The sequence below is a fragment of the Paenibacillus sp. FSL L8-0470 genome, from assembly GCF_038008625.1.
GTDB lineage: Bacteria > Bacillota > Bacilli > Paenibacillales > Paenibacillaceae > Paenibacillus_AQ.
In genome coordinates this window covers 5,207,140-5,224,695 of the sequence record NZ_JBBOZM010000001.1, presented here as the reverse complement: position 1 = coordinate 5,224,695, position 17,556 = coordinate 5,207,140, and the positions used below count along the sequence as shown (strand labels likewise).

Annotated in this window: 14 protein-coding genes; 6 read left to right on the top strand and 8 right to left on the bottom strand. The window is 47.7% G+C overall.

All coding sequences use genetic code 11. From position 1 onward, the window contains the following. The first annotated feature begins 264 nt into the window (after positions 1-264). From NST99_RS23980 to NST99_RS23955, 5 genes are all read left to right on the top strand, one after another. Complete coding sequence (locus NST99_RS23980) at positions 265-1,083, top strand: purine-nucleoside phosphorylase (protein WP_341094915.1); 819 nt, start codon at positions 265-267, stop codon at positions 1,081-1,083. A gap of 2 nt (positions 1,084-1,085) precedes the next feature. Beyond that, complete coding sequence (locus tag NST99_RS23975; RefSeq protein ID WP_341094913.1) at positions 1,086-2,039, top strand: EamA family transporter; 954 nt, start codon at positions 1,086-1,088, stop codon at positions 2,037-2,039. 36 nt (positions 2,040-2,075) lie between these two features. Then, positions 2,076-2,537 (top strand): nucleoside deaminase, encoded by a 462-nt coding sequence (locus NST99_RS23970; RefSeq protein WP_341094911.1) that lies wholly within the window; start codon positions 2,076-2,078, stop codon positions 2,535-2,537. A gap of 160 nt (positions 2,538-2,697) precedes the next feature. Further along, entirely contained in the window at positions 2,698-3,879 is a 1,182-nt protein-coding gene (gene deoB, locus NST99_RS23965; RefSeq protein ID WP_341094910.1) for a phosphopentomutase, read from the top strand. Positions 3,880-4,606: 727 nt separating this feature from the next. Continuing rightward, positions 4,607-5,863 (top strand): nucleoside permease, encoded by a 1,257-nt coding sequence (locus NST99_RS23955; RefSeq protein WP_341094907.1) that lies wholly within the window; start codon positions 4,607-4,609, stop codon positions 5,861-5,863. Between the two features lie 499 nt (positions 5,864-6,362). On the opposite strand, the gene NST99_RS23950 is transcribed toward NST99_RS23955, so the two are convergent. The 7 genes from NST99_RS23950 to NST99_RS23920 form a co-directional block, all read right to left on the bottom strand. Next, positions 6,363-8,300, bottom strand: coding sequence for an NAD(+) synthase (locus tag NST99_RS23950; protein ID WP_341094905.1), 1,938 nt, complete (start codon positions 8,298-8,300; stop codon positions 6,363-6,365). A gap of 308 nt (positions 8,301-8,608) precedes the next feature. Then, on the bottom strand, positions 8,609-9,451 hold the full coding sequence (locus tag NST99_RS23945) for a sugar phosphate isomerase/epimerase family protein (protein ID WP_341094903.1): 843 nt from the start codon (positions 9,449-9,451) through the stop codon (positions 8,609-8,611). A gap of 22 nt (positions 9,452-9,473) precedes the next feature. After that, entirely contained in the window at positions 9,474-10,178 is a 705-nt protein-coding gene (locus NST99_RS23940; RefSeq protein WP_341094901.1) for a rhamnogalacturonan acetylesterase, read from the bottom strand. A 71-nt stretch (positions 10,179-10,249) separates the two neighbouring features. After that, on the bottom strand, positions 10,250-11,650 hold the full coding sequence (gene uxaC, locus NST99_RS23935; protein WP_341094899.1) for a glucuronate isomerase: 1,401 nt from the start codon (positions 11,648-11,650) through the stop codon (positions 10,250-10,252). 42 nt (positions 11,651-11,692) lie between these two features. Beyond that, positions 11,693-13,180 carry a UxaA family hydrolase gene (locus NST99_RS23930; RefSeq protein ID WP_341094897.1) on the bottom strand — a complete coding sequence of 496 codons (1,488 nt, stop codon included), beginning with the start codon at positions 13,178-13,180 and terminating at the stop codon, positions 11,693-11,695. Positions 13,181-13,315: 135 nt separating this feature from the next. Beyond that, entirely contained in the window at positions 13,316-14,731 is a 1,416-nt protein-coding gene (locus NST99_RS23925; protein WP_341094896.1) for a tagaturonate reductase, read from the bottom strand. 159 nt (positions 14,732-14,890) lie between these two features. After that, entirely contained in the window at positions 14,891-15,886 is a 996-nt protein-coding gene (locus tag NST99_RS23920; protein WP_341094893.1) for a LacI family DNA-binding transcriptional regulator, read from the bottom strand. Between the two features lie 163 nt (positions 15,887-16,049). Here NST99_RS23920 and NST99_RS23915 point away from each other — a divergent pair, with 163 nt between their 5' ends. Next, the gene (locus NST99_RS23915; RefSeq protein ID WP_341094891.1) at positions 16,050-17,006 is read left to right on the top strand and encodes a pectinesterase family protein; all 957 of its coding nucleotides are present in this window, start codon (positions 16,050-16,052) and stop codon (positions 17,004-17,006) included. Between the two features lie 206 nt (positions 17,007-17,212). On the opposite strand, the gene NST99_RS23910 is transcribed toward NST99_RS23915, so the two are convergent. Then, positions 17,213-17,431 (bottom strand): hypothetical protein, encoded by a 219-nt coding sequence (locus NST99_RS23910; protein ID WP_038595062.1) that lies wholly within the window; start codon positions 17,429-17,431, stop codon positions 17,213-17,215. Positions 17,432-17,556: the final 125 nt, after the last annotated feature.

Below are 17,556 nucleotides of genomic sequence, written 5' to 3'. Positions count from 1 at the left end.
ATTATTCTACAAAATCACAACCATTAAATAAAACTGATTTAAATAGCATATTGCATTAATCACTTTTATGATTAAAGTTTGAAAAAAAGACGGGTTAAATAGAGGATATCCAATTGAAAATAATATACTTTTTATATAAATGATAAATAGTTGTTTACAAATAGAGAATAAGCCATTAGAATTAACTACAGAAAGTTCTGTAGTAAGAAATTTGAAATGTGCGTTAAGCATTTTATAGCACCATAAATTTAGGAGGAATACAACATGCAAAAAACGAAAAATATTCAGGAAGCTAGAGATTTTATCTTAAGTAAGACCTCGTATCGTCCAACAGTTGGGATGATTTTGGGATCGGGATTGGGTACATTAGCTGATGAAATTGCAAACCCTTTCACAATTCCCTATAGTGAAATTCCTTACTTTGCAAAATCAGAAGCAGTAGGGCATGCGAATGAATTAGTTATTGGGGAGCTAAAGGGGAAAACTGTGGTTGCGATGAAAGGACGCTTTCATTATTATGAAGGTTTTACTTTGGACGAAGTAACTTTCCCTGTTCGTGTAATGAAGGCGCTAGGAGTTGAAAACCTTCTTATCACCAATGCGTGCGGTGCTGTCAATAATAATTTTAAACCGGGTGAGTTGATGTTGATTACGGATCACCTCAATTTGGTAGGTACGAATCCATTGATTGGACCAAATAATAACGACTTAGGTACTCGTTTTCCTGATCTTTCCCAAGTGTACAATGCTGAATTGCGACAAATTGCTACGGAAGTTGCAAAAGCGCAAAATACAACTTTACGTGAAGGCGTATACTCCTGGTGGAGTGGTCCGGCTTATGAAACACCAGCTGAAATTCGCATGATTCGTACATTAGGCGCAGATGCCGTTGGTATGTCGACTGTACCGGAAGCCATCGTAGCTGTTCACTCGAACATGAAGGTCCTAGGAATCTCCTGTTTAACCAACATGGCTTGTGGAATTCTAGATCAGCCTCTAAGTCATAACGAAGTTATTGAGGTAGCCGCTATGGTAAGAGAAAGTTTCATTGCTTTAGTTAAGGGAATTATAGAGAAGGTTTAGTAATGATAAAATCAGATGAAGAAAAAGGCGGGGTTATGAAAGGGTATATATATGTCATATTAGGTGCGATTTGTTATGGTTTATTATCTACCTTTGTGAAATTAGCCTACAAAGATGGTTTTATCGTTAATGACGTTGTTGGAATACAACTCTTATTAGGATCGATATTATTATGGGGCGGAGTGTTTTTTACTAAAGGCAGGGAGAGTACAAAACAGAAGAGGTTTGTAACGCCAAGTAAAAGGGAACTGCTTTTATTAATGACTGTAGGGTCTACAACGGGACTTACAGGAATGTTTTATTATCTCTCACTTCAATATATTTCAGCTTCATTGGCTATCGTACTCCTTTTTCAGTTTACATGGATCGGTGTGTTACTTGAGGCAATTTTCAATAGAAGAATTCCTGAAAAAGGAAAGCTACTATCAATTATTCCTTTACTTATCGGAACGATAAGTGCAACGAATATTTATTCGACTGGAATTTCTGCCGTTCATTGGCTTGGCTTTTTGTTTGGTCTGCTTGCAGCATTATCCTATTCCATTTTTATGCTTGTTAGTGGTAAGGTCGCCGTTCAAGCAAATCCGATTATGAAGACAGCTTTCATGACTACCGGAGGTCTGATCGTTTGTTCGGTCATTTTACCTCCAACGTTTTTGACAGACGGAAAGCTTCTATTACAACTGGCCGTTCAATATGGTTTTGTTTTAGCTTTTGTCGGCCCTTTTCTGTCCACACTACTGTTCTCGAAAGGTGTTCCGTTAGTGGGATCTGGAATAGCATCAATATTGGGGGCTATGGAGCTTCCAACAGCCTTACTAATGTCTGTCTTCGTCCTGAATGAGCACATTGGTGTTCCGCAATATGTAGGGATCGTCCTAATCCTAATTGGAGTATCATTACCTGGATTACTGAAGAAAAACAAAAAGGACACCTTAAGCGTTAAGACGTTTTAAGCAAGTTAATAATTATTGATTAGGGAGGAATTTGGAATGATAAACAAAGATGAAATCTTTATGAAAAAGGCAATTGAAGTTGCCCTACAATCCCGAGAAGAGGGAAATGAGCCTTTTGGTGCAATTTTGGTCAAAGGAGAGGAGATCGTAATGGTTGGGGAAAATAAAATTAATACATTTTGTGATCCAACACATCATGCAGAAATCGGTTTAATCCGGAAATTTTGTTCTGACAACAATATATTTGATTTAAACGAATACACTTTGTATACAAGTTGTGAACCTTGTGTAATGTGTTCGGGTGCCATGGTGTGGTCTAACCTGGGCAAAATAGTATATAGCGTATCACATGATCAGTTAGCTGAAATCGCTGGGAGCAACATTATGATCGCTTGTAATGAAGTGTTTGAAAAAAGCCCTCAAAGACCTGAACTGGTAGAACAAGTGCTCAACGAAGAAGGTTTAAAAGTATTTGATGGATACAAATTTTCTCATTAAATAAGTTATTTAATAAGATGGGAACTTTATGAATTCATTGGGCAACTTCACTCTAAAGTGAAGCTGTCCTCTTTTATGTGTGTTGTGTTACTGCTTAGAATCTAATTACTAATAATTTGACTATAATACAAGGCTGAGAGTGGAAAGGTGAGATTGACATATGAATAATAAATTTCAACGAATTCACATAATTGTTCTTGATTCTGTTGGTATCGGAGAAGCACCAGATGCAGCATCTTTCGGGGACGGGGGTGCTGATACGTTAGGACATATTGCAGAAAGAAGAAACGGATTGAATATGCCCAATTTGGCTGCGCTTGGTTTATCAAACATTAAAGAAATACAAGGTGTACCTAAGGCGGACCATCCATTGGCTTATTGGACCAAAATGCAGGAAGCATCTAACGGTAAAGATACGATGACAGGACATTGGGAAATTATGGGTCTAATTGTTGACAAGCCGTTTCAGGTATTTCCAAATGGGTTTCCTGCTCCATTGATTGATTATCTTGAGAGGGAGTCCGGTAGAAAAATCATTGGAAATAAACCTGCAAGCGGCACTGAAATATTAGAAGAGCTAGGGGAAGAGCACATGAAAACAGGAGCTTTGATTGTCTATACATCAGCGGACTCCGTTTTGCAAATTGCTGCCCACGAAGATATCGTACCATTGGATGAATTATACCGTATCTGTGAGATCGTACGTGAATTAACTAAAAGCACTGAGTATATGGTTGGTCGCATCATAGCTAGACCTTTTATTGGAGAAATGGGGACGTTTAGACGTACAGCTAATCGACATGATTATGCATTGAAGCCTTTTTCCAGGACAGTCATGAATGAGTTGAAGGATGCTAACTTTGATGTCATAGCTATAGGGAAAATTTCAGATATTTATGACGGAGAGGGCGTCACCGAGACTATTCGGACCGTATCCAACATGGACGGGATGGACAAGTTTATTCAAGCTGCAAAGAAAGATTTCACCGGTTTGTCTTTCTTAAATTTGGTTGACTTCGATGCTCTTTATGGTCACCGGCGTGACCCGGAAGGCTATGGTAATGCACTTGAAGAGTTTGATGCTCGGCTGCCAGAACTGTTAGACAATCTCACAGAGAAAGATTTGCTTATTTTGACTGCGGATCATGGCAATGATCCGATTCATCATGGGACAGATCACACTCGCGAGTATGTCCCGTTACTCATTTATTCCAAGGCGTTTTTAGAAGGCAGAGAACTGTCTGTTCGCAATACATTTGCAGATATTGGAGCTTCGATAGCTGAAAATTTCGGAGTCAAAATGCCGAAGCACGGCAGCAGCTTTATTCGGGATCTAATGTAACTTTACAAAGATCACAGGGCTTGATTTTATCATCTATTGTATGCCCAGGGAAAAGTAAAGAGGAATGTGACATCGATGTTAAAGAGATGGCTCCGGAAAAGTCTTTATTCGAGGCCATAGGCAACGGAGCTATACTTGGTGGAAAAACAGCTCTGATAGTTGGAGCAATGTTAATCACGTATATCGTCCTTCCAAGAAATTAAACGTTATATCTTTGCGCCAATTGCTCTAATAATGGGGATACCTGTGCCCGAAATTGTAGCATATTTGATATCCTTTGCTAATTTCTCATCTTTCGGGATCCTATTACTTTTTAAAGGCTTAGCTAGTACACACTAGCTGGCCTATTTGGTTTGCACATTTTACTCAAAATATTATAGTAATATTATATTTATATAAAAAGATGGAGTTGAATTATAGAATATCTAATGTGAATAAAGGTATATCTTTATTCTTTTTATATAAATGAAAATTAGTTCTTTACATTGCGAGTCTTGCCGGATAGAATATGGATATCAAAACTAATAGTTTTATTACTTTGAGGAGCATCAAGGGGGAGTTTAACTATTGTAAATACATTAAGAACTTTTGCTTTAAGCCGTGTTCGATTTAATATTAAAACCCTTATAGAATTTCTTGAATGAATGTGTAACCCCTTACAAAAATCAAAAGTACATTGGTTAAGAAAAAAACAAGCAACAAGTAGAGCTCAAAAGGAGACATTAAAATGACAATGAAAACAAGACTTAGAATTATGAATTTCTTTCAGTTCTTTATTTGGGGATCTTGGCTTGTTACCTTAGGTTCCTATATGATAAACACATTACATTTTACAGGTGCTCAAGTTGGATTAGTTTATAGCGCAAAAGGGTTAGCGGCCATTATTATGCCAAGCTTGGCCGGAATTATTGCGGATCGCTGGATCAAAGCTAACAGACTATATTTAATTTTTCATGGTCTAGGAGCGATTTCTTTATTTATCGCAGCACAAGTTTCAGATCCAACGACAATGTTTTGGGTAATATTTTTTAATTCGGTAGTGTACATGCCTACCAGTGCTTTGACAAATGTTATATCATATGTTGCGCTTGAAAAAGCAGGGCTGGATACAGTGAAAGATTTCCCGCCAGTTCGGGTGTTTGGAACCATTGGATTCATATCTGCAATGTGGTTAGTTAGCCTCAATGGACTTGAATTAAGCAACATTCAATTATATATAGCTGCAAGTATTTCGCTTTTGCTAGCTCTATACTCACTTACGCTGCCTGATTGCCCAACATCTAATGAGAAAAGAGACAAGTCATGGATTAGTCTTTTTGGCTTAGATGCGTTTGTGTTATTTAAACAGAAAAGAATGCTTATATTTTTTCTATTCTCAACACTTCTAGGTGTTGCACTGCAAATAACCAATACATTCGGTAACCCATTTTTACATGATTTTGGGTTGAATCCTGATTTTAAAGATAGTCTCGTGGTACAGTATCCATCCATTCTATTATCAATATCACAGATTTCTGAAGTATTTTTTATTCTTGCTATTCCATTCTTCTTGCGGAACTTTGGAATTAAAAAAGTTATGCTTATTAGTATGGTTGCTTGGACATTACGTTTTGTATTTTTCGCGTATGGTGGCCCATCTGGATTTGGCTTCACACTCCTCCTGTTATCCATGATTGTGTACGGGTGTGCATTTGATTTCTTTAACGTCTCTGGAGCTATTTTCGTGGAAAAGGAAGTTAATCCTCGTATGCGTGCAAGCGCACAAGGTTTATTTCTAGCCATGGTAGATGGAATAGGAGCATATGTAGGAGCTATTGTAAGTGGAAAAGTTGTAGATTACTTCACAGTAGACGGCGTAAAGGATTGGCACAATATATGGTTAGTTTTTGGGGCATACACACTCGTACTGGCAATTATTTTCTCTGTTAGTTTTAAATATAAACATGATCGGAATGCTATGAAGGATGTAACTGACAGTCATTAATTACTTTACAAGCAGCTACCAAACATCTGTTATAAAGACAGACTAGCGAAAAACATGTCTAGAGCCATACTGGCGTCAGAGCAGACACTAAAGAACGGGAGGTAAACTGCCAATAATTGTTCAGACGTTTCAATGTTTAGGACGAGAGCCTGCACGGTGATTTCCCCTTCAAGCATACTCCAGCGTCCAGGCGATGCCATAAAGACGGACCGTCCGGGCGGGGGGATTAACCGCTATCCATGTGCCGACATCTGAAATGAATGATCAAATTATTACAAATTCTAAGTAAAGGAATAATTGCCTCTCCTTGTGGGAATCGGATGATCTTGTGAACTGGTCCGATCAGAGAATGATTGAACTTGGTGATACAGATTTCGGCTGTGCTGGCTATAACAAAGGAAGAATACAACCGGATCAAGGAAGCATTCGCCGGACAATAGAACAAAAGGAGCATCCGCCAGCGCAGCGGATGCTCTTTTTTGTTCATAAGCCTGTATCTCTACAATTCCTCTACTTCCCGCAGCCAGAGCGCGGCGGAAGCGTCGCTTGGCATCCGCCAGTCGCCGCGCGGTGAAAGACTGACGGTCCCGACCTTCGGGCCGTCCGGCAGGCAGGAGCGTTTGAACTGTTGGGTGAAGAAACGGGTGATGAATACTTTCAGCCACCCGACCAGCTGTTCCCGGGTATAGCCATCGCCGAAGGCATGTTGGGCGAGGTACAGGATTTTGCCGGGGGAAGCGCCGGTGCGGAGCATATAATAGAGGAAGAAATCATGCACAACATAAGGACCGAGTATATTTTCGGTCAATTGGACAATTTCCCCTGTCTTCGAAGGCGGCAGCAGCTCTGGGCTGATCCCCGTTTCAATAACGCTGTAGAGCAGTTTGTTCACCGTCTCGTCCGCTTCGTGATCCGCGTACCAGGCAACGACGTACTGGATCAGTGTCTTCGGAATGCCTGAGTTGACACTGTACATCGACATATGGTCCCCGTTATAGGTACACCATCCAAGCGCCAGCTCGGACAAGTCGCCGGTGCCGATGACGATGCCGCCGTTTTTGTTAGCCAAATCCATCAGGATTTGTGTCCGTTCTCTGGCTTGTACATTTTCATAGGTCAAGTCATGAACATCCTTGTCATGGCCGATGTCCTCGAAGTGCTGCAGACAGGCAGCCTTGATATCGGCAACCTTAAGTGAAGCTCCAAGCGCTTTAATCAGGCCGACAGCATTATCATAGGTCCGGTTCGTGGTGCCGAAGCCCGGCATCGTAACGGCGAGGACGTCGCTTGCCGGGCGGCCGAGCAGCTCCATGGCCCGTACGGCCACCAGCAGCGCAAGCGTGCTGTCCAGGCCGCCGGAAATGCCGATAACGGCCTGCTTGGTGCCGATATGGCGGATTCTTTTCATCAGGCCGGAGGTCTGGATGGAGAGGATCTCACGGCAGCGTTCGTCGCGCTGAAGCGGATTGCCGGGAACAAAAGGATTAACGCCGACGGTACGAACCAGTTTCCGTTCACTGTTAAGGAGGGCAGGCTCAGCATACAGCACCTCACGATAATTGCGGCCGCCCTTTCCGGCACGGAAGGTACCCATGACCGCGCGGGAATACTGGATTTTCGGGATGTCGATATCGGCGATGATGATCCGGGTCTCATGGGTAAAACGCTCCGATTCCGCAAGTGTCAGACCATTCTCAGCGATCAGGGAATGGCCGCCGAATACGACATCGGTTGTGGATTCGCCGGCATTGCAGCCGGCGTAGACATAACCTGCCACGCAGGAGGCGGACTGGCTGGAGACAAGCTGGCGGCGGTAGTCTGCTTTGCCTACCAGCTCGTTGCTGGCTGAAGGGTTAAACAGCAGCACAGCGCCGGCTTGAGCCAGCAGACTGCTCGGTGGAACGGGAACCCACAAGTCCTCACAGATTTCAACGCCAAAGGACAAATTGCTGTTCGCTTCACATGCGAAAATAAGATCATTGCCGATGGGAACGGTGATTTCCCCGAGACGCAGCTCTGTGATCTCAAGCTCTTCGGCACCTGCAAACCAGCGCGGTTCATAGAACTCACTGTAGCCGGGAATACAGGTTTTGGGCACAATGCCCAAAATATTCCCCTGCTGGATGACGGCGGCACAGTTGAACAGCCGCCCCTTAATGGCAATGGGCAGCCCGGCAATGACTACCATGTGAAGTCCGGCACTTGCGGCGGCAATACTATGAAGGCTCTTCAGAGCCGCATCCAGCAGCGCGGGCTGCAGGAATAAATCTGCGCAGGTATAACCGGTGATGCAAAGCTCGGGCAGCACCAGGTACTCTACCTGTTTCTCGTCCGCCTGCTTGATCACCTCAATAATTTGTGCTGCATTAAACTCGCAGTCAGCCACCCGCAGTTCCGGGGAAGCGGCAGCCACCCGCGCGAATCCGTAATGATGCATTGGTTTCACCTATCCTTTTTATAATAACGCGTTTCTAGTAATTGTACCCATGATTCCCCATCAGTAACAAGCGGCAGTTTCATGAGTTATAGATTACGCGCAGCGGGGCGGGGACGGTGTCGCAGCAGCATGGTTAAAGTAGAACTGTGCGTCGTTACATAAAAATGCCCGGAACTCCAGAGAGCCCGGGCATTCAAGTGCAGCCCGGATGATTTCAGATTATATATTCTGGGATCATTCGGCATATTAGACGCGGTAAACTGGTCCTAAAATGTGTTTTGCATCATCCTAAGAGGTGAAGCATTTCGCTAGACTTCGCTGTATAACCGCTGCAGGAAATCTACACTTTCCCGCAGATGGGGTTCGGAGGTGCTCTCCAGAAGGCCCTGAATATGCGGGCGGTTATATTTCATATAATGTAGAATGGGGGCAAACTGCAGCTGCCCCTGACCGACAGGAACAATAACGATCCTGCCGTCTTCGACCGTGAAATCCTTCAGATGAATCACCGCGATTCTGTCCCCAAGCAGCTCAAGTGCTTCGGTAATGACACCTTCCTGCTGCCGGTAATTATCGGGCGACATCAGATTCGCGCAGTCCAGAATGATCTGCAGATTATTGGAGGGAATCAGATCCAGCAGCCGCCTCGTCAGCTTCGCAGAGTGCAGAGGATGATTCTGGCCTGCCTCGATGCCTACCGTTACGCCGAAACGTTCCGCTTCCGCCACCATTGCCTTGACCGAAACGACTACCTCCTGAAAGGCTTCCTCCGTAAAGTTATCCGTTGTATAGCCCTTGCCTACGCTGCCAGTTTCTGTACCTACCAGGCTGGCTCCGAAATCACGTGCCAGGCGAAGGTGGGTGCTGAAATCATCTAGCGCCTGCGCCCTTTTGCCGGGATCGGGATCAATGATATTCACATAACAGCCGAGAACGGCAATCCGGACCCCGGCTTGCCGGAACGCTTCGCCAAAGTATGCCGCCGTTCCCGGGCTTAATGCCGCCAGAGAGGGGACGCTTTCGGGAAAAGATTTGCGTACCGCAAACTGAATATGCTTAAAGCGGTATTGATCCAGCTTGGCGATCAGCTCCGGCAAAGGAAGCCGGGCAAAATCATGGGCGCGGATGCCAAGATGAAGCGGTGCGGACATAGGGTACATCCCCTTTTCTTAGTTAAATCCGGTTCTGTTGCAATGGTTGCATGTGTTGAATAAGGGTGGGCAAGCCTGCAGAATGGCGGATTGCTTCTGCTATCAGCTCTGCTACTTGTTTGGCCCCTTCATTAGAGAAATGGGTATCATCCGTAATTCCTTCCGGATAATTGGGATGCCCGTTCTTGGGCAGATGCATAAATAAATGCCTGGACCCCTCAATACCGAGCTTCCGGTAGAGCTGCTGGGAAGAAGCGAAGATATCAAGCAGAGGTGTGCCGGTAAACTTCGCCACTTCACGCATCGCCTGCGGGTAAGCTCCCACCGCCAGCGGATCGGGATCGCCCTGCGGAGTGAAGCGGCGGCGGCTGACAGAGGTCAGCAGAACAGGGAAACCGCCGCGGCTGCGGGCTGAATCAATAAACGTGATCAGATTGAGGCGGTAGTCCTTGCCGGGATCGGTATAGCGGGCCGGATCCTCCTGCTTCTCGTCATTGTGGCCAAATTGGATCAGCAGAAAATCACCGGGCTGGAAATCCTGTTCAATATCCGCGAGCCGTCCTTGCTCGAGATATGATTTGGTGCTCCGCCCGTTAATTGCGCGGTTGTCCACGGTGATTTCCGGGCCGAAATGGCCCTGGAGGTATTCTCCCCAGCCGGTCATCGGCTTCTGGTCCGCACCTTTCTGCGCTGCGGTGGAGTCACCGGCGATAAATAGTGTCGGCATGAAGTATTCTCCTTCATTACATATTAGTGTTTTTGCGCCAGCTCTTGCAGAGTAGATTGCGTCTGCTTTCTTTATTCCCCGGTTGGAAAACCGAAGAATCCGGCAGCGTTGTTATACGCGATATTCTCCACCAGTTGACCCAGCAGCATTTCGTCATCCGGCGCTTCACCGCGCTCGGCCAGTTCACCGATCAGCCCGCACAGCACACGGCGGAAATATTCGTGGCGGGTGTAGGAGAGGAAGCTGCGGGAATCTGTCAGCATGCCGACAAAATTGCCCAGCAGGCTGTTGTCCGCAAGCAGTGTCAGCTGCTCGCGCATTCCGCTGCGGGTGTCGTTGTACCACCAGCCGGAACCAAGCTGGAGTTTGCCCGGCGTGTCTTTTTGATAGCAGCCCATCAAGGCCAGCAGGGCGGGATAATCGCCCGGATTCAGTGAATAAAGAATCGTCTTCGGCAGGCCGATCCCGCATTCTGCGCGGTCGAGCAGCTTAGACAACGCTTCGGTCAGCGGCAGGTCATTCAGGCCGTCATAACCGGTATCCGGTCCCAGCTTCCGGAACATTGGTGTATTATTGTTGCGGAAGGCGTGCAGATGCAGCTGCATCGTCCAGCCTTTATCGTGATAGAACCCGATTAAAGCCGACAGCAGCTCCGTGCGGTAGAGTGTGATTTCGTCCGGAGAGAGGATTCCGCCCTCCAGCCGCTTGGCGAAGATGGCTTCGGCATCAGCAGGCTCACCTGCACGGTAGCGCAACACATCCAGTGCATGGTCGGACAGGCGGCAGCCGTTCTCATGGAAGAATTCTACCCGGTTTCTCAGTGCGTCCAGCAGCGAAGCATACGACACCACGCTTAAGCCGGATGCTTCTTCCAGCCGCTTGATCCAGACCGGGAATCCTTCCGCGTCAATGTTCAGCGCCTTGTCAGGACGGAAGGTAGGGAATACCTTGAAGGCCGTCTCCGAATCTTTTAACAGCCGGTGGTACTCCAGCGTATCAGCCGGATCATCGGTAGTGCAGATGGTCTTGACTCTGGAGCTGCGGATCAGTCCACGGCGCGAGAAGGCCGGTTCCGCAAGCTTGCGGTTGACTTCCTCCCAGATGGCCGGGGCAGACGTTTCGTTTAGCAATTCATGGATACCGAAAAAACGGCGCAGCTCCAGGTGAGTCCAGCTGTACAGCGGATTGCCTACGGCTTGCGGTACGGTCCGGGCCCAGGCCAGAAACTTGTCATAATCCGAGGCATCTCCGGTAATATGCGATTCCGGAACCCCGTTGGCACGCATCAGCCGCCATTTGTAATGATCTCCGTAGAGCCAGGCCTCGGTCAGGTTGCTGAATGCACGGTCTTCATAAATTTCTTTTGGATCGAGATGGCAGTGGTAATCAATAATGGGCATAGCTTTGGCATGTTGATGGAACAGAAGCCGTGCGGTATCGGTTGTTAATAGAAAATCATCGTTTAAAAACATAATGACGCTCCCTTTGCATGGATTTGGAATGGAAATAGGGTATTATAGCGTGACTCCAGTTTTGAAAATAGCCAGCTCGCGCACTTCGTTTTGCTCATTCCGTGTTTTTTGGCCGCTGGCAACATCGATAATATAGCCGATAAACTCCTCAAGCACATCGGCCATCGGAACCTCCAGCAGCGGACCGGCGTTGAAATCCATCCAATGGCCTTTTTTGGCGAAAAGCTCATTGTTGGTTGCCACCTTAACCGTAGGCACAAAGCTTCCGAACGGGGTTCCTCTGCCTGTTGTGAACAATACCAGCTGGCAGTCCGATGCGGCCAGCGCAGATGCGGCCACCAGGTCGTTGCCCGGTGCCTGCAGGAGACTGAGCCCTTTTTTGCGCAGCTTTACACCGTATTGCAGCACATCCACCACTGGGGAGGTTCCTGCCTTCTGGGTACAGCCCAGCGATTTGTCTTCCAACGTGCTGATGCCTCCGGCTTTATTGCCGGGAGAAGGGTTCTCATAGACCGGTTCCCCGTAAGAGAGGAAGTATTGCTTGAAGTTATTGATCAGGGATACGATATCTTCATAGACCTCACGGCTTTCCGCACGGGCCATCAGCATTTTCTCTGCTCCGAACATTTCAGGCACTTCGGTCAATACCGAGGTTCCGCCCTGGGAGATAATGAAATCGGAAAAAGCGCCCAGCAGCGGGTTGGCGGTAATGCCCGAGAATCCGTCAGAGCCGCCGCATTTCAGCCCGATGTTCAGCTCGCTGAGCGGAACCGTCTCACGGGCATCATCCTTAGCTGCTTCATACAGCTCCTCCAGCAGCGTGAGACCTGCTTCCACTTCATTACCCACCTCCTGGGCGACGAGGAATTTGACCCGCTTCTCGTCATAATCACCCAGCATGCTGCGGAACTCGGAGACGATGTTGTTCTCGCAGCCGAGTCCGAAGACGAGCACACCCCCGGCGTTGGGATGATTCACGGCATCCAGCAGAATGCTGCGGGTCATCCGGTGGTCATCGCCAAGCTGGGAGCAGCCGTAAGGATGCTTAAGCACGGTAAAGTTGTCGAAGGTGCCCATATCCGGATGTTCAGCCTTGAACTCCTGGAGCATTTGCTCAGCGATGCCGTTCACACAGCCTACTGTGGGAATAATAAACAGATCGTTGCGGATACCAACCTTGCCGTTTGTCCGGCGGTAGCCCTGAAAGGTCAAATCACGGGAAGGGTAAGTGACCGGATGAAGATCGGGCACGTATTCATATTCTTCTTCACCTGCCAGATTGGTCTTGATGTTATGCGTGTGAATCCATTCTCCCGCTTGAATCGTAGCAATCGCGTGGCCGATAGGATAACCATATTTCGTAATAACGTCATCCGCCGCAAAGCTGGTCAACGCCATTTTATGACCCTGCGGGATGTCCTGGACTGCCTTAAGAGTCATTCCTTCAAAAACAAGCTCTTCTCCGGCGGAAATGGGGCGCAGCGCCACAGCTACCGTATCCCGGGGATTCATTTTCATTAGACGCTTCATGCTGTCCCTCCTAAAAGTATGGTGATTTCATTAACTTTCTTGATCAGCTTCTTCTAAAGCTTGCTTTGGAACCTTTAGAAGAAGCTGTGATTATTAGTCCGCCTATCGTTCATTTACCTGCCAAGGGTAGAAGTCTCAGCTTACAAACTGCTCCAGTGCAGCCCGGCTGTCCGAGCTTTCCAGCTTCTGCAGATGGGACGCAAGCACCTCGGCCAGCCCCGGCACCTGCGACAAATCTTCGCCCCACAGGCTCTCGTCCTTCAATATCGCCTGAACGAAGTTGGCAGGATTGCTCCATGCTTCATCAAAAATGGCCAGCACCTCCGGACTGTCCTGACGCGCCACAAGGTCTCCGCGGTAGCTGAGCAGCAGGCCGGCAAAGGAGAGGGTAATCAGCTCCGGCAGCTTGCCGCGCTCCTGCTGGTACTTAAGCAGCACAGGGAGCAGCCGGGTTTTGAATTTGGAGATGCTGTTCAGGGAAATGGATGTAAGCTCATGACGGATAAAAGGGTTCTTGAACCGCTCCTGCACAGCGTCAGCATAAGGCAGAAGCTCCTCTTTCGGCAGATCCAGCATCGGGATCAGTTCTTCCTCTATCAGTTCCCGCACAAACCGGGAGAAGGTTTCGTCATTCATCACATCCTCAACCGTCTCAAGGCCGGCCATCATGCCCAGTGGCACCATCGCCGTATGAGGTCCATTCAGCAGATGAACCTTCCGTTCACGGTAAGGTGTCATGTCATCCGTTACCACGACATTCAGCCCGGCTTCCGCCAGCGGCAGCTTCTCTGCAAGCCATGCCGGACCTTCAATGACCCAGAATAGAAACGGTTCAGCAGTCACCATCAGGTTGTCGAGATAACCGAGTTCAGCCTCCAGCTCCGCGGCTTTATCGCGGGGATACCCTGGTACAATCCGGTCTACCAGACTGCAGCAGAACGTATTCTCCTGTTCCAGCCATTGCAGGAAGGTTTCACCCAGGTTCCATTCCGCAGCGTACTGCTGTACAATTTGCCGCAATTTCTCGCCGTTGCGGTCGATCAGCTCACAAGGGATGATGACGAAGCCTTTTTTACCGAGTTGAAAACGCCGGTGCAGAAGTGCTGTCAGCTTAGCCGGGAAACTCTTCGGCGGCGTACCGTCTGCGCGGTCACCCGGATGATAGGCAATCCCGGCTTCAGTGGTGTTGGAAGTGATGAATTCCAGCCCATCGTCCTCAGCCAGAGCGAGATAAGCTTCATAATCGGTATAGGGGTTAATCACCCGGCTGACACTGGAGATAATCTCGCGTGAATTCACCGGCTGCTGCTGCATGATTCCGTTTAGCAGTACAGTGTAGAGGTTATCCTGGGCGGCCATCAGCCCGCCAAGACCCTGCTCGATCGGCTGAACCAACACTGCACTTCCGTTAAACAGTCCTTGATTGTTCATTTGCTGCAGCTGCCAGTCTACGAAGGCGCGCATAAAGTTGCCTTCACCGAACTGAATCATCCGTTCGGGATGCAGGGGCAGATGGGGATGAGTGCTTCGGGATAAATGGTTTGTCGACATTAGTTTGATCTCCTTTGAGTTCAAATAGTTATATGCACACGTTAACATTTTATTTTAAAAAAGAGAGGCTCTTTTTTAAACAATACCAGGGGCCCGGTATTTGCTCTGCCGGAGCGCATTGGACCGGCAGGGCAGGGGCGGGCAGATCCTTCCACATCCCTAAATTTCTGTGACCGTGTCCCGTACGACCAGCGAAGTCTTAACGAACAGCTGCTGGGGTTTGGTCTCCGGCTGCTGCAGGAGCTGAATCAGCATCTTGGTGCCGAGCTCACTGATATCGGCAATAGGCTTGCGGACCGTAGTCAATGCCGGATTCGTGTAGCGGGCGAACATAATATCGTCGAAGCCGATGAGTGAAATCTGTTGCGGAATGCTGACCTTACGGGCATAGCAGGCATTCATGGCGCCGATAGCCATATCGTCATTGGAGCAAAAGACGGCCGTAGGCGGATCAGGCAACTCAAGCAGTGTTGTCATTGCGGCATATCCGCTTTCAATGCTGTAATCACCGGCTGCAAAATAACTTGAATTCAGCTGAAGCTGGCGGGCGATCAGGCTATCTATGAAGCCCTGTTTGCGTTCGGTTGAGGACTTGAAGCCGGGTTTGCCTTCAATAATTGCAAAACGCTGATGCCCTTGTGTTACGGCATAGTCGATCGCTTCCTTCACACCTTCGCGGTCATTGGCTACAACGTTCATAATGCCGGGATCCTCCAATTGGCGGTTCAGTACCACAAGCGGGATGCCCATTGTTTTGACATGGTAGATAAAAGCGTTATCCTCGTCGCTCTGGCTCATGACCAGAATACCGTCAAAGCGCTGCGGCTGAATGTTGGCGTAATTGTGAACGCCGTCAATTCCGTTTACAGTCAGGTTAAAGTTCTCATCCAGTACATGGCTGATCCCTTTAATGACGTCAACCAGAAAGCTGGACGATGTTCCCTGATCAATACTGGAGAAGAACAGCCCGATGGTAAAGGACCGTTTGGTAACCAGACTTTTGGCGCTGTAGTTCGGCACATAATTCATTTCCGCGGCGATTTTCTCGATCTTGTCCCGGGTTACTTTCTTGATTAGCGGGCTGCCGTTTAGTGCTCTGGAAACGGTGGTATGGGAAACGCCGGCAACTCGTGCAATATCTTTGATAGTAATCATAATATCTCTCCGGGAAATAGAATTGTTAACGATTCCAGTGTAGTTCCTGAACGGGATCAAGTCAAGCGATTTATGAAATGCACACGTTAAAATTTATACTGGCAGAACACGCTGCCGGGCGCTATAATTTATTTGCATGCGGACGGAAGAGGAGGAAAATGAAATGCTGGTGGGCAAAGAGGGCTTTTGCGATTTTCATTCGATCCAGGAGGCGGTGGATGCGCTTGAACGGCTGCCTTCAGGTAAAACGGAGACGTTGTATATTCTGGCTGGTATTTATGATGAGGCTGTGCGGATCTATCGTTCGGACCTGAGGATCAGGGGCATCGGACAAGTTGAGATTACCAACAACCGTTACGCAAGGCAGAAAGATGAGACTGGAGAGGAACAGGGCACCTTTGCCACTCCTACCTTGTTTCTGGGTGGGAGCAGGCTGGTGCTGGAAAACCTGACCCTATCCAACACGGCCGGGCAAGGCAGTGAAATCGGGCAAGCACTTGCAGTATATGCACATTGCGACGAAACGGTCTTCCGCAACTGTATCTTAAAGGGGCACCAGGATACCCTGTTTACCGGTCCGCTGCCTCCGGCGAACAAACAGGGGGGAGCTTTCAGAGGAATCCCCCTCAAAGAGCGGCATAACCATTACCGCCAGCTGTATACCCATTGCTACATAGAAGGTACGGTGGATTTTATTTTTGGCGGTGCGTCTGCTTATTTCGAGCATTGCGAAATCCGCAGCCTGCGGCACTACAATGATGGTCCTGGCTACATTACGGCAGGCTCCACACCGCCGGGCCAGCCTTACGGCTACCTGTTCAAGGATTGTTATCTGACAGCTGACCCGAATGTGGATGAAGTGTATTTGGGCCGTCCCTGGCGCGGCTACGCCAAGACCGAGATGGTGAATTGCCGTATGGGCGGGCATATTCATCCAAGCGGTTGGAATAACTGGGAGGATCCGGCCAATGAAGAGACCGTCCGTTACCGCGAATATGGTTTGGCGAAGGGTGACCCTTTGAGAAAACAGCGTGTAAGCTGGGCTATTTTGCCGGACATGGGGGAAGCGGCGCCGGGCAAAGAGCAGGTTTTTGCCGGTACGGATTTTTGGAAAGTGTAATTCCCTGCCCGATTTTGAACATTTGTTTAAATGCAGGGATAACATAGCCCGCTGCAAGGGCATAAAAAAGTGGACACCGTGTCAATTCAAGTGTCCGCTTTTTTGCGTTGGGGTCATCTTTAAATCCGGATAGCTATTGTTTTACTAGAAAAAGCAGGGGAATTGCCCTGAAAGGGGAAATTAAAATAAAGCTTATGTGCGGTGCGTTAGGCCTTATTATGCTGAAACTTCGTAATATCCCTGTCATAGTGCGAGATGGAGCCGTCGAATCTTTTTAAGCGTACATACTCTTCGGAGAATTTCTCAACAATCCCGAAGCCTACCTGGGAGTACATTCCATCGGGGTCAAGCTGCAGTGCGGACACAAAGGTCTGCGACAAGGCAGCAACAAAAAAATCGGCATTTTTAACAAGTGTTTGCGGCATATCCCGTTCCTCCGTTTATCAGCTCGAATTTTAATCGTTCCATAAAGTCATTTCAATCATTTTACGACAGGCTGTGACTTTTGAAAATAGGATTTAATTTGTAATATTTGCGAAAATAAAACTGT